The organism is Paenibacillus provencensis, assembly GCF_042678545.1.
Classification (GTDB): domain Bacteria; phylum Bacillota; class Bacilli; order Paenibacillales; family Paenibacillaceae; genus Paenibacillus; species Paenibacillus provencensis.
The window spans coordinates 83,336-97,422 of record NZ_JBHTKX010000001.1; the positions used below are offsets into that span (position 1 = coordinate 83,336).

The 14,087-nt window shown below is 45.2% G+C and carries 11 protein-coding genes and 2 pseudogenes; 12 read left to right on the forward strand and 1 reads right to left on the reverse strand.

Translation table 11 applies throughout. The annotated features are described in order from the left end of the window. The 12 genes and pseudogenes from ACFQ3J_RS00470 (at position 1) to ACFQ3J_RS00525 (ending at position 12,765) form a co-directional block, all read left to right on the forward strand. A complete protein-coding gene (locus tag ACFQ3J_RS00470) occupies positions 1-297 on the forward strand; it encodes a hypothetical protein (protein WP_379292264.1) in 297 nt (98 codons plus the stop codon). Between the two features lie 354 nt (positions 298-651). Beyond that, positions 652-2,388, forward strand: a complete 1,737-nt coding sequence (locus ACFQ3J_RS00475; protein WP_379292265.1) for a hypothetical protein — start codon at positions 652-654, stop codon at positions 2,386-2,388. A gap of 41 nt (positions 2,389-2,429) precedes the next feature. Next, entirely contained in the window at positions 2,430-2,807 is a 378-nt protein-coding gene (locus ACFQ3J_RS00480; protein WP_379293213.1) for a lytic transglycosylase domain-containing protein, read from the forward strand. A 13-nt stretch (positions 2,808-2,820) separates the two neighbouring features. Next, a complete protein-coding gene (locus ACFQ3J_RS00485; RefSeq protein WP_379292266.1) occupies positions 2,821-6,615 on the forward strand; it encodes an LPD38 domain-containing protein in 3,795 nt (1,264 codons plus the stop codon). Between the two features lie 197 nt (positions 6,616-6,812). Then, positions 6,813-7,082 carry a hypothetical protein gene (locus tag ACFQ3J_RS00490; RefSeq protein ID WP_379292267.1) on the forward strand — a complete coding sequence of 90 codons (270 nt, stop codon included), beginning with the start codon at positions 6,813-6,815 and terminating at the stop codon, positions 7,080-7,082. A gap of 217 nt (positions 7,083-7,299) precedes the next feature. After that, a complete protein-coding gene (locus tag ACFQ3J_RS00495; protein ID WP_379292268.1) occupies positions 7,300-8,040 on the forward strand; it encodes an N-acetylmuramoyl-L-alanine amidase in 741 nt (246 codons plus the stop codon). Then, positions 8,037-8,402: a phage holin gene (locus tag ACFQ3J_RS00500; protein WP_379292269.1), complete on the forward strand. Its 366-nt coding sequence runs from the start codon at positions 8,037-8,039 to the stop codon at positions 8,400-8,402. Before ACFQ3J_RS00495 ends, ACFQ3J_RS00500 begins: the two co-directional genes overlap by 4 nt. Positions 8,403-8,470: 68 nt before the next feature. Next, a complete protein-coding gene (locus tag ACFQ3J_RS00505) occupies positions 8,471-8,785 on the forward strand; it encodes a hypothetical protein (protein ID WP_379292270.1) in 315 nt (104 codons plus the stop codon). Positions 8,786-8,950: 165 nt separating this feature from the next. Then, entirely contained in the window at positions 8,951-10,450 is a 1,500-nt protein-coding gene (locus ACFQ3J_RS00510; protein WP_379292271.1) for a recombinase family protein, read from the forward strand. A gap of 13 nt (positions 10,451-10,463) precedes the next feature. Beyond that, positions 10,464-10,838 (forward strand): annotated as a pseudogene (locus tag ACFQ3J_RS00515) (sigma-70 family RNA polymerase sigma factor); the annotation flags it as partial. A 238-nt stretch (positions 10,839-11,076) separates the two neighbouring features. After that, positions 11,077-11,781: pseudogene (locus ACFQ3J_RS00520) on the forward strand (5-methyltetrahydropteroyltriglutamate--homocysteine S-methyltransferase); the annotation flags it as partial. A gap of 273 nt (positions 11,782-12,054) precedes the next feature. Then, positions 12,055-12,765 carry a metal-dependent hydrolase gene (locus ACFQ3J_RS00525; protein ID WP_091158705.1) on the forward strand — a complete coding sequence of 237 codons (711 nt, stop codon included), beginning with the start codon at positions 12,055-12,057 and terminating at the stop codon, positions 12,763-12,765. A 140-nt stretch (positions 12,766-12,905) separates the two neighbouring features. Here the strand turns inward: ACFQ3J_RS00525 and ACFQ3J_RS00530 are convergent, their stop codons facing one another. Further along, the gene (locus ACFQ3J_RS00530; RefSeq protein ID WP_251580766.1) at positions 12,906-13,979 is read right to left on the reverse strand and encodes a M42 family metallopeptidase; all 1,074 of its coding nucleotides are present in this window, start codon (positions 13,977-13,979) and stop codon (positions 12,906-12,908) included. Positions 13,980-14,087: the final 108 nt, after the last annotated feature.

Sequence of the window (14,087 nt, forward strand, 5' to 3'; positions counted from 1 at the left end):
TTGGAGTATATCGAATTTAGAGAAGCTGTTTACGAAGATATTATAAGCATGTATGAAGATCAATGCTTAGACATTATGAAACAAGCAATGAAAGGTGAACTTAACGGTTATCAATTTAACGCATACGCAGCAATGATATTCGGATGTTTCTTATGTGAAGTTTACACAGACGATCATAAGAAGTTTCTGGAGCTGGCTACGCCAATATATGAATTGTACTCTAAGAGCAAAGTCGAGAATGATGCAAATAACCTGAGGACCCTAATGAAGATTCATAATTTAGAAGTCATAAAATAAAAAGAGCCGCTAATCACAGCGACTCAATCGTCGTCACCTTGACCCGACCAAGAGATAGGTGACACCAAACAAAACTAAGGGGATACCCTTATCTAAGACAAATTGTAACACATTACATTTGTCTTGCAAACAATACAACATGAGACTACATAACAATTAAAATAAGGGTATCCCCTACACCAGGAGGATACGATGGAAGATGCGTTGGAACAGTATTTACAGGCAAAAGGCATTGATTCCGAGGACTTCATATCATTCTTAAAGAAACAAATTGAACAGCAATCATAGTTACTCAGGAGGTGCGTTATCGCATCTCCTTTTTATATACATCATTACATCAAAAGGAGTGAGGGTATGGCGACACCTACCGGATACGGAAGTAACATTAGGCAGAGCCTCGTAAGCAAGGGCCTAAGTAATAACGACATCGGATACAACAAATCATCTGGTTATGTCACAGTAAAGGGCCAAGATTTTCTCAAGCCATCGAAAAACTTAGACGGCGTATCCTACGACACAGTGAGTAACTTCAACAATGCCTGGAATAACTACCAGAAATCACAGTCTCCAGGTGTAACAACAACGACAGGCACTACAAGCACATCGAGTGGGTACACGCCAACTGCAAGCACATATTCACCGAAAGGGCTTGTATCATCACGTGACGCTCTGGGGTCTTATGGTATCAGTGGTGATCGGGTTGGATATAGCAATGGCAATGTAACGGTAGATGGAAGATACTTTGGTACACCTGGTGCGAACCTTGGTGGAACGACTTATTTTGATCAAACTGGATTTAACAATGCCTTGAGTAATTATCAAATAGGTAATATGCAAAACCAAATCATGAACAATACTCAGCTTCCGGACAATGCGTACACACAGCAAATCAATGAGCTTTTGGCTCAGTTAAACCAACAAGCCTCCAACCCACAACAGATTGATCCTTACAGCACTGCTCAGTATGCAGCCTATAAAGCACAATCGGATAGAGCAGCACAACAAGGTGTTCGCTCAGCACAGGAGGCAATGGGTGCTTCTGGATTTGGCCGTTCAACAATGCTTGGTGAGCGAGCTCAAGGGATCCAGAACTCTCAGAATGAGTACCTTGAGACTCAGGTTGTACCGCAAATTATCGCCGCGGAGCAAGCGCGTCAGCAGCAAGAATACGCCAATCTATTCAATCTCTTAAGTCCTCTGATGAGCCAACAAGGATATGCGGATGATCGTAGTCAAATGCAACTAGGCAACCAGTACAATGCTTTGAATATGTTGACACAGGAACAACAGCGTGGAATTGACAATTCTCGTGCTGATGCATCTTTGACAGGAAACTACCTATCACCTGAACAACAAAGTGCGATTAACACGCTTCTAGCCCTGAAACAATCTGCAGAAGCGCCGGGAATCACCGCTCAACAGCGTAATGCACTCAGTACACAAGCGGATGCAGTGCGTAATCAAATGCGTTCTCTCGGTCTTGATCCTACGCAGTACGGTTCAGACGTAAGCTATAATCAAGCATCTCAATATCAACCAGGCCGCACAATGGCCGGGCAGCAACTTGATATGCAACAGCAACAACAGGCGTTTGATCAAGAGCAGCAGCAGTGGTCCAACGATCGGTATATAGAAGAATTCGAGTATCAAAAAGCTCGAGACGCTATAGAAGATAAACGTCTTGCGAAAGAATTCGAAGAAAATGTTCGACAATACGATCTCAACTATGCATTACAGAAATTAGAATCTCAGAATCAGCAAGAATACCGCAATGCTACTCTAGCTTTAGACAAACAACAGTTTGAATGGCAGCAAGATACTGCAATAGCAGATGCGGAAGCCGCTACAGCTCGTGCAGCCGCAGAGGCAGCGAGTAACACTACAAGTATTCAAGACTTCGCCAAAACTTATGTTAACTCGATTGCGAAAAGAGATAGTAAAACTGGTGCGGTTCTCAATAAAAAAGAAGTATTCTCTGCATTTATTGCAAGTGGTTATGATGATGAAGAGATTGAAAAGATGCTTCCTCAATACGGAATTACCACAAAAGAGGCAGATCAATTCCAGAATGAGGTCGGCGCGGGAAAGTAACATCCTCGGCAAGTTCAGCGCCGCAAGCTTACCGAGGAATCATTTCTAGTGCGGCAAGCACTCACAATGTACCTGAAGGATTGGTTAGTGCAATTATCCAAGCTGAGAGCAGTTTTGACCCTAACGCTAAGAGCGGAGCAGGTGCTGCTGGTTTAATGCAGCTCATGCCAGGTACAGCAAAGGATTTAGGAGTCAAGAACGTATACGATCCAACTCAAAACGTTAACGGCGGTACAAAGTATATAAGTCAGATGTACAAACAATTCGGCAACTACGAGCTGGCATTAGCGGCTTATAACTGGGGTCCGGGAAACGTGAATAAAGCCATTAAGAAATACGGCAATAGCTGGTCTGCAATAAAATCACATGCACCAAAAGAAACGCAGAAATATGTCAACAAGGTGATGAGCAACTGGTAAAGGAGGGATTAATGTGGCTAGTAAATATGACGAATACCGAAAGGCATTAGGCCTGCAACCTTCTTCTGGAAAGGGAAGTAAGTATGATCAGTATAGAAAATCTCTTGGACTTGATCAACCCAGAAATGTTACAAGAACATCAACACCTAAAGAGAAAAAGCCAAGCAAGTATGATAATTACCGAATGGCAACAGGGATGATTCCAGATACTCGACCAGTTGAAGAGCGAAAAACACCAGCACAAAAAATTGCAGAGCTCCCTGATCATATCACCAGCTTTGGTATAGATCGTATTACCGGTTCAACTTTGTACCAAGCGACTCAAGGGAATAGACAAGCAATAAATGAATACAAGGATGCTACAGGCCGGGAGATTAAGCCGATCCAAGGGCCGCCAACTCCGTCACAGCACCAGTTAAACGAGAATATTATCAACACCAAAGCGAGAGAGAGTGCATTTGCTAATGCGGTTGCTCCTTACTCACGGTTTATGAATGATCTGACCTACGGCAATAAGGCTGGGCAGTTTGTTACGCGTGCAATCGGCACCGGGGGCGGCATGCTCCTTGGTACTCCATCACAGGCACCAGCTTCCACAGGTAACCAAACAGCTGATAAAGTGGCTGACGTTCTTGGTGTAGCCGGCGGTATCGTTGGCGCAGGCTTTAACCCGTCCGCAGGCGGCAACCTCATTACAGCTCCATTACGAGGCGTATCCGGTGCGCTCAACACAAGAGCAGGTCAAGCGCTCACAGGCGGCGTATCACGAGCAACAAGAGTCAGTCATCCTGTTGCAAGGGCTGGTATTGAAGGGGCTGCTACCGGTGTAATCGGTGGTGTAGCTGCCGGATTGGTACAAGGTCAAGACAGTAACAGAGACATCCTGACAAATGCCGGTTTAGGAGCTGGTCTAGGTGCAGTTGGTGATATCGCTGCTAGAGGTATAGGTAATGCTATAAACCGCCGTGCAGCCGCACGTACTACGCCAGATATAACGGCACGTCCCGGAACAACAGTGAGCCAAACAGTTGAACTGCCACAACCAAACAGAACGACCGCTCAGGCAGCGGCTGCAGCTCCGGAAGCTGAGGCAATGAGAGGCAACTGGTTTACAAACCTATTCGGCAACATGGGCGTAGGCATCTCCCCATTCAGCAGCAACCGGAGAGTGAATGCAGGTCCATTGACAACTGCCGACCAAATCGTGCGTAATAGTATCCGAAATGACGCGAAAGGATTGGCCGAGGAAGCTGCAGCAACTGCACGAGCTGGATACCAAAACTTTGTCGATCGTTTATCACCTCTTAAGCGGTTCGGAGACAACACCTATGAGGCAGCGATGGATACAGCTCGCTCCAACAACCTTGCTAATACCGTCATTCGAGATAAGTTTGTTACACCGGAAGGAACCGTAATTGGCGAGGGATTAAACAACATCTTTAAGAAGGTGCAACGTGGTCAAGATGATGCATTTGTTGACTACATCACATTGCGTCATGCACGTACCCGGGTTGCTCGTGGTGAGCGTGTTTATAATGAAGATCTCGGTATGACACCGGAAAAGATCCAAGAGCGCATTGATATGTACGATAAACGGTTTCCTGGATTCGCTCAGATCGCTGATGAATGGGATGGTTTCAACGACAATGTACTTCAGACATTTGGCGTAAACGAGGGATTAATCACTCAGCAAATGAAGGACCAACTCAGAGAACAAAACCCGAATTACTCACCAATGCGCCGGCAGTTCAGCAGGTCAGAGAAGCCAGGCAAGAAATTCATTGCTAAGTCAACAAGCTCATCGTTCAGTGGTCAGAAGGCACCGCTGCAGAAAGTCAGCCCGACCGGCTCTGTTCGTGACATTGTAGATCCGCGTAAGACCACAGTAGAGATGGTGGGGGCATGGACCAATGCCGCAATGAATAATCGTGTTATGCAAGAAATGGTGAGTGCAATATCTCGTGATCCGGACCGATTTAAAGGTATTGCTGAGATTGTCCAGAAGCCAGATGATAAGAAGGATTTACGTTCGGTATTGTTTGAGGATGGAATGGATGGTTTTGCAGAAGAAATTAATAGTGATTTTAGGAATTTGTTTAATCGTACTCGATTGGATCAGGAAAATATCGTCCGTGCCATGGTCAATGGGGAGCCGGTTTATTTACAAGTCTATGATCCCGAGGTGGTCAAGACTCTCATGGGGATGGGTCCGCAGGCTTCTAACCTGCTATTAGACTTTGCCGAAGTGCTGAGTAATGCTACCAAACGCGGCGCAACCGGGGCTCTGGCGCCTATATTCGCCGTCAAAGGTGCAACAATGGACTTAGTACAGTCAGCTATCCAAGCCAAGAACCCGGCTAAACAAGCGGCATACACGGTGTACGGTATCCTCAGCGGTATCGGAGACCGTTTAAACATTCCTGGACTGCGTAACCTAGCACAAGACTTCCGGCGCTCGGGCGGAGAGTATTCTGCAGCACTCAAAGGCGACCGAAAACTAAACCGCAGCATTACAGATATGACTCGGGATCCGCTGTTATCTCCTAAGGGGGTAGCCAAGGGAGTGAGAAATGTTGTAGCAGCTCCGTTCAGAGCTCTCGAAGAAGTCGGAAACATCGCAGAGAATGCGCCACGTATGGCTGCTTTCAAACAGGAACTAGACAGACTTGGCGGAGAAAGAACACCAGATAACGTCCGGAAAGCGATGGACGCTGCCCGGGAAGTGACAGTAAACTTCTCCCGAAGAGGTGCGAAGTCTCGAGATCTCGAAGCGTTAATCCCGTATAACAATGCTGCAGTACAAGGTACTTATCGGATTATGAAGTCATTCAAAGACAATCCAGTACGTACGGGACTTACGATCGGTGCGGTTGCGGTTCTGCCGAAGATGTACGAATACATGCAGTTCGCAGATGACGAGGATTATCAAAAACTACCAGCCCGCGAGCGGTACCGTAACCTGTTCATCAGCAAAAATGATGATGGAACATTCGTCAAAATCCCGATGGAACCAGCTTACAACTCCTTTGGTCAGATCACAATCAGCGCATTGCAGAGCCTGAAAGATGGCGATCCTCAAGCCTTCAAAGGCGCTGCAGATGCCTTGGCTAACGTATGGCTGCCGCCTGTTGCTACCGGTGCTCTCCAAGGTATAACACAAGGTACTGGCCTAGAGGGAAGCATTGAAGGTTCTCTTAATGCGACTATAGCAGCTCCATTCGTTGCGACTACATCAAACCGGAGCTTCACAGGCGCGCCGATCGAGTCACGTTCATTGGAGAACTATTCTCCTGAAAATCGTTATGATGAGAGAACATCCAGTGTAGCCATCCAACTTGGTCAATACTTGAAAATGTCACCTAAGAAAATAGACTATCTGCTCAGAGCATACGGTGGTGATCCAGCTAGACTGCTGCTGCCGCTCACAAGTGAACAAGGATCAGGGAATATTCGGAACACGCTACTTAAGAATTTCATCGCAGATCCGGAGTTTACCAACAATCTATCTACAGACTTCTATAATGCGAAGGATAACCTTAATCAAGCTTACTATGATACAAGGGACGGACGCGGTGAGGCTCCTGAATGGTACAGTGACGAGATTAGAAAGCTGGTTACTTCCCAGGCTGCAGGTTCACCTTCCAAACGCCTGTCTGAGCTGAACAAAGAGAAGCGTGAAATTGGCGCAAACAAATCCTTATCAGCTAAGCAAAAAGCAGACAGGCAGCGAGATGTACAACGTCAAATCAACGAGATATACATTGATGTCAATCAACAGCTAGAAGAAGCAGGCGTACCACTGAAATAGTTGGTTCACCGACCCTCAAATTGTGGTAATATATGGGTGATACACATACACCCACAGGGTCCCGAGCAACCGGGGCTCTCTTATTTTGTTGACAAGTTAGTTGGCAAGTGGTAAATTTTTACTACAAGACCGGAAGCACCGGCCAAAGTAGAGTCCATGGGAAAGCATCCCTGGGCTCTTTTTGTTTTGGAGGAACTATGATTGAGATGGATGAGGAAGAGTATCTGCAATCAACCGTGTCGGATGAAACGTTACAAATGGTTTTAAAACTCCTCGGTCCGGCTGCAAGAGACATGCTATTATATTCGGTGGTGGAAAATGTACGACCTACTTTTGGATATTCTCCATACGCTATTCAAGAACGGCCTCACGTTGTCATCGGCAGCGGCGGTCGTTTTTCTTTTGCTCAAACAGAGGAAGATGAAGAAGAAGATGCAGAAATACCTTCCTTTCCTCTTTCAGGATGAGAGTGACACTAGAGAATTTAAGCACAACCAAGAAATTATTATGCATAACCAAGAGATCATATTGAAGGAGATGGGGCTCGAACCATGGCATGCACCCACTTTAGAAATAAATTCAAAGGAATCAGCGACCAATTTAAAGAGGTTCTACTCATCGTCCTTGGCGATTATTACCTCTGCCCGGCATGCAAACAAAGACACAGAATGGAGGAACTCAACGATGGCAAAGAAGAAGCTCAAGTTTGATCCGGGACATGGCGGCGGCGATCCAGGCGCAATGTCTGCTTACGGGAAAGAAAAGGTATTCGTCCTGATACTAGCGCAGAAGGTGGCAGAGCTATTCAAGGGACATAAGCACATCGAAATATCATTTACACGGACTGGAGATACGTACCCATCGCTCACCGATCGCGTTGCACAGGCCGAACGAGAAAAGGTTGACGGATTTATCTCATTCCACGCCAATAGCGCAGCTGATTCGGCTGCCAATGGAACTGAAACATATTACAGCCGAGCAAACAGCAAAGCATTTGCTGAGATCATGCATAAACACATCAAGTCTGCCACTAAGCTCCGTGATCGTGGCGTTAAGACAGCCAACTTCCAAGTAATCAAGCAGACGACTATGCCGGCAATTCTATTGGAGATCGGTTTTATTTCAAGCCCTATCGACGGTCCAAAGCTGTTCAACGCATCATTTCAGGATGCTGTAGCGTTGTCGATTGCAGAGGGTATATGCGAGTACTACAATGTTCCATTCAAAGAGGGGGCAACGGAGGAAGTGAAAAAGAAGGTAACTGAGTTCAAAATTAACCTAGATAACAAGAAAGTCGAACAGGGTGTATTGATTGACGGCAGATCATATGTACCAGCAACAATGCTATCGCATCATTTAGGACATCGCATCTTCTGGGACAATCAAAATAAAATTTTAGATGTATATAAGGATGGTGAAAAATGATGATCATCAACGACATTATGGAACAGGCGCAACCCTATATTGTTACAATTGTATTAGCCATCGTAGCATTGATAACAAAAGTTGTAGTTGGATCAATTAATAAACTCACTAAGAAAGCATCTGATTACTTTGATGCTAATCTCAGTGTAAAGCAGCGTGAGATGCTGCATAAGATTGCTGCAGAAGCATATGCTTATGCTGAATCGGTATATAAGGATTATGGCGGAGAAGAGAAGCTGAATCAGGCATTTAACTATGTATCATCCAAATTAGGTGATGTTGGATTGAACATATCTTCTGATGAGATCAGAGGAGCAATAGAGAAAGCGTGGAATGAATCGAAAACAAAGAAAGCGAGTTAAAAGTAGCCCGGCTATATGTCGGGCCTTTTTTTCGTTTATAATAGAAGAAAATGTTTCGGAGGCATCACATGTCATTGGTACCCAAATCACCGTTCATCCTAGAGATGTGCGAAGTTATAGCTGAATCCATGCGCGAGAAGGGAACATGGCCCAACTGCACCGCTGAGGATATCCATGCATCGGCCGATCGGTATGAGCAGATCCCATCATGGTATTGGGATGCACTTGCTGATCTCAAGCGGAACGACTATTACCGCTCACTGGATGAAGTTGAAAATCCAACAGAGGAAATGTATGTTTCGATACGTTTAGAGAAATCTACCGAGAGTTATATATACCGCAAAGGCAAGTGGGTGTTCGTGGGAGATATGAAGGATTTATAAGTCGCTATTTAGCGGCTTTTTTTGTCATTGAGACAACCTTTAAGTTCATAACCATCATCTGAGGTGATGCTCAGGTGCATGTGAGGTTTACAGAGGGAGAATCTAATGACAAGGCTAGAAGGGACTGCTATGATTACCTCATGGAGAAGTATGGGAGGGTAATACATGATAGGAGTCTACGCAAGGGTATCGACGGAAGAACAGGCGAAGTCGGGTTTTTCGATAGACTTTCAGGTCCGCGAGGGGAAGAAGAAAGTCGGGACTGAGGAAGTTAAAGTGTATATTGATGATGGCTACTCAGGCGAGTTCTTGGAGCGACCGGAGTTAACCCAAATGCGGCAAGACGTAAGAGATGGAATCATTACTAAAATAGTATGTTTAGATCCTGACCGGTTGGCTCGGAAGCTCATGCTGCAGCTGATCATTACAGATGAATTTGAGAAGCGCGGCGTCGAGATTGTATTTGTTAATGGGGAGTATGCAAAAACTCCAGAAGGTCAACTATTTTATTCTATGCGCGGTGCGATCGCTGAATTTGAGAAAGCTAAAATCAACGAGCGCATGACCCGGGGCCGCAAAGAAAAAGCAAATCAAGGCAAGGTAATTAAAAACAATCACACTTATGGATATGATTATGATAAGGAAAAAGGTGAACTAATCATTAACGAGGAAGAGGCAAGAGTTGTCCAGCTGATCTTCAACCTTTTTACCCGTCCTAATGAGATTGCTAAAGGTATCAACGGCATAGCGAAGTACCTCACTGACAATCTGATCCCGACCAAACGAGGGGCTAAGGTATGGCATAAGCAAGTGGTGAGGCAAATTCTACTGAATGAAACATACACAGGCCGTTTCCCTCAGAATCGTTGGAACACCGAGGGTATGCTAGGTAACAAACATAAGCCTAAGGAAGAACGGGTATCCATGCGTGTTCGACCAAAAGAGGAATGGATCTATGTTGATTGTCCAGCGATTGTTTCTAAATTCCAATTTGAGCAGGCACAGAAGCTGCTAGGTGAAGCTCGTAGAAGATTTGCTAAATCAAGCCTTAATCAATATTTGCTATCAGGGCTTGTAAGATGTGCAAATTGCAATAACACAATGACTGGTCGAAAGTCAAAGAACTGGGGAACGTATGTGTTTGAATACACTGATGTTAAGAACACAAGCGGCGCTAAATTCAGAGGATGTGGCAATAGGATACGGCGTGATATCCTCGATGATATTGTCTGGGAACGTGTGCATAACTGGTTATCCCAGCCGGAAGAAATAGCAGCAGCCAGTATGGAGACAACACAGGAGAACATGAGCGAGTTAGAAATCACTCGTGTTGAGAGAGAGCTTGAAAAGACTAGGGCATCCAGAAAGAAATTAATAAAGCTGTTCTCGAGCGATATAGGACTAGGAGAAGAGGAGATCCGCGAAGAATTAAAGGAGCTGGCTGACAAAGAAGAATCACTTAAGAAACATCATGCCGAACTGTTGGCGCAGATGGAAGGGCTTGAGGACCTGGAGAGCAGTAGAAACCTGCTTAAAGAAACCCTAGAGTATTACCTTACCTTAAATCCGGAAGAACTCACATTTGAAGATAAGCAAAACCTAATAAGGCGAGTGGTAAAGGAGGTACGGGTCTCGCAAGAAGAGGTCCATATTGTGACCTTCTAGCGACACTATAGACATTAGGACCGAGATTTTGATGCACCTTCGTTCATTAAAAAAGACTCGCAAGGACGTATCACTCCACGATCCGATCGGAACGGATAAGGAAGGCAATGAAATTACCTTAATAGATATCCTTGGCACGGAAGCGGATGAGGTCATGGATAAGGTACAGCTCAAGATCGAGAAGAGCAAAATATATCAGAACCTCGACATTCTGGATGAACGGGAGAAGGAAGTTGTGGTCGGGCGTTTCGGACTAGAAGCAGGCGGGGAGGAACGCACGCAGCGAGAGATTGCGAAGGAGCTCGGCATCAGCCGGAGCTATGTATCCCGGATTGAGAAGCGGGCATTAATGAAGCTGTATCATGAGTTTTACAAGGCAAAAAAATGAAAAAAATTATCCATTAAGGCTACTCATAGGAGTAGTCTTTTTTATAAATCTAGACCCATCTGCTATCATTGCCTTCATGTGATAGTAAAGACACACTTGTTATAGTTAATAGTTATAGCAAATGATTACTATATGAATAATATCTTTCTATTCAGTTATGTTATACTTTTCGGTACATCAAATTTAGGGAGAGACAACTATGATACCATTTCATCATGATCATTAGGAAGTCTGTTACGTCCTGGGCAAGATTGATTTTTCATCACATCCGTTTATTGCACATTTTCAATTCCTTAATGAGCACGCAGGGGAAGCGGTAGCTAAGCAGACGATACCAAGTCCTAATATGCTCGTGTACCGTGTGGACCAGAATGAAGAGATTTATCAGGATCGTGAAGCCTTCCTGCAGGATACGATTGCTGCTTATCAAAAAGCGGTTCAAGCTTTCTATGATGCTGGTTGCCGTTACTTGCAATTAGATGATACTGCTTGGGCAGATCTCTTCTCAGAGGAAGGTCATCATAAGCTTCGTGCCAAGGGGCTCGATCCAGCTGAAGAGATGAAGGTCATGCAGCGAATGATCAATGAATCCATTGCAAATAAGCCAGAAGATTTAGTCATTACTATGCATATTTGCCGGGGCAATTATAAATCCAACTTCTTCGCAAGCGGTGGATACGATTATGCTTCGAAGACGATATTTGGCGGTTTGAATGTGGACGGGTTATTCCTGGAATTTGACGATGAGCGTTCAGGAGGGTTTGAACCTCTGCAATACGTTAATCGCCCAAATTTAAAAATAGTACTGGGGTTAATCACATCCAAATCAGGTGAGCTGGAGGATAAAGAGAAGATCAAAGCCCGCATCGCAGAAGCAGCAACCTATGTGCCGCTTGAACAGCTTCGTTTTGTCAAAGAAATTGCAGATGAGGTATGGAATTAACCCTATTTATATAACAGCTTGGAAAAATTAGAGGGAGCGAACTTCGCTCCCTTTATGCTTTTGCGGTAACAGCTAACGGTATTATGATATGGATTCAGTAGTGGTTAAATTACATAATGAATATTAATGTGAGGATAATATTGGGTGTACGAGTACGAACGTATGTGCTATAATGATTTCCATATTTCCCTTAAGTAAGTTGCTCCGTCTTGTATACACACCTGGGGCTATTTCACAACTACAGATTGGGCAGAGAAAGGAAGTACAGGAATCATGATGGGTAGAACCCATATTATCGTCGGGACGGGTGTCTCGCTCTCACTCTTGCATATGGGAGGAATTAGCTTGTCAATCCCGGCGGCAGCCGTCGCCTTGATCAGCTCGGTGCTGCCTGACATTGATGAACCGAATTCACTGCTGGTCACTCGGGTCATTCCGAATTGGCTTCTTCGGATCGTTCAGGCAGCTCTTATTGTTGCGGCAGCTGTCGTGGGCTTTTACGGGATGGAGAACTATCCATGGAATTTAATTCTTGCAGCGCTAATCGCCATTGTATCCTTTATGCCCTCAAGATCGCTGAGACAGTGGGTTATGTTTTTTATTGGACTGGGGCTTATCATCTATGGAGGGAGCTTTCTTCCTTGGAATTTGCTCGTCGGAAGTCTGCTCATATTGACAACGTTGGTGCCTCACCGTGGGTTAACCCATACCCTTTATGGCGTAGGCGTTTGGACATTTCTCCTCTATGGCTCAACTCAATCATACGGCGATGCGGTTTGGATGGCCGGTGGTCTGTCTTATTTGCTGCATTTGGCAGCAGATAGTTTAACGAATCGGGGAATCAAGCCGCTTCCACCCCTCAAGTGGAAGATCAAGTTTAAATTAATGAGTACAGGGTCCAAGCAGGGAGCCTGGGTAGAGATTTTTTTCATAGGCGTTACATTCATTATTGCGTGGATTGCATTCTCGCCCCTGTTTCTTTAATCTCTCTCAATGAATTAACACTATTTCTTCACATAAAAAGAGGTGTCTTGTGGGCCATTGCAGGCCGGTCACAGGACACCTCTTTTTATGTGATATGTCATTCACTTGCTCAATTAATTATTGGCTAAGCAGCCATACGATCAAGAGTTTTCAATAATGGTATTAAGCGTTGTACGGTCAAGACCTTTCACCAGCTTGATGAGCAGCTCCTTCGCAGCATCATAATCATCCGTATGAAGAATCGAGGATGAGGTATGAATATATCTTGCGCACACACCGATCACCGTGGAAGGCACCCCAATACCGCTCAAGTGCACCTGACCTGCATCCGTTCCCCCTGGTGAAATAAAATATTGATATTTAATCTTGTGTGTCTCGGCGGTATCCTGTACGTATTCTACAACACCGCGATGTGTTAGCATGCCGGGATCAAGGATACGGAGCAAGGCCCCCTGGCCGATGTGTCCAAAAGCATTCTTATCTCCGGTCATATCATTGGCAGCACTGCAATCAAGAGCAAAGAAAATATCCGGCTGGATCAAATTCGCGGAAGTGCGTGCACCACGCAGTCCGAGCTCCTCCTGGACGGTTGCGCCGGAATACAGGATGTTAGGCAGCTTCTCTTTATGCAGAGCTTCCAGCAGCTCGATTGCAAGTCCTACACCGTAACGGTTATCCCAGGCCTTTGCCATAATTTTCTTGGGGTTTTTGAGTGGGGTAAATTCACAAATCGGTACAATTTGCATACCTGGCTTGATGCCCCACGATTCTGCTTCCGCACGGTTGTCCGCGCCGATATCCAGATACATGGAGTCCATCTCTACGGGCTTAGCACGATCAGCTTGTGACAAGAGATGGGTTGGTGTTGATCCTACGACACCTGCGATCGGGCCCTCCGGAGTAATAATTTGCAGACGCTGCGACAGAACAGCTTGGCTCCACCAGCCCCCAATCGGGCGGAATTTGACCATACCCGCTTCTGTAATGCCAGAAGTCATGAATCCTACCTCGTCAAAATGTCCAGCCACCATGACCCGCGGGCCTTGCTCGTCGCCGCGAAGTACGCCAAACAAGCTCCCAAGCCGATCTTGTACGAATTCTTCCGTATATTGTGACATCAGGTTCTTGGCATATGCACGCAGCTCTCTCTCAAATCCTGGAGCCGAAGGGAATTCGGTAAGTGTCTTAAACAATTCTTTGGTTTTGTTTTCCATCTTCATCTCTCCTTCTGATTGTTAAGTACCTTCTTTATGTACCACTGTTCAATTACTCTATTATGGACTGACGATCTCTTGTTGTCCATCCATTAAGAATAAGGAATG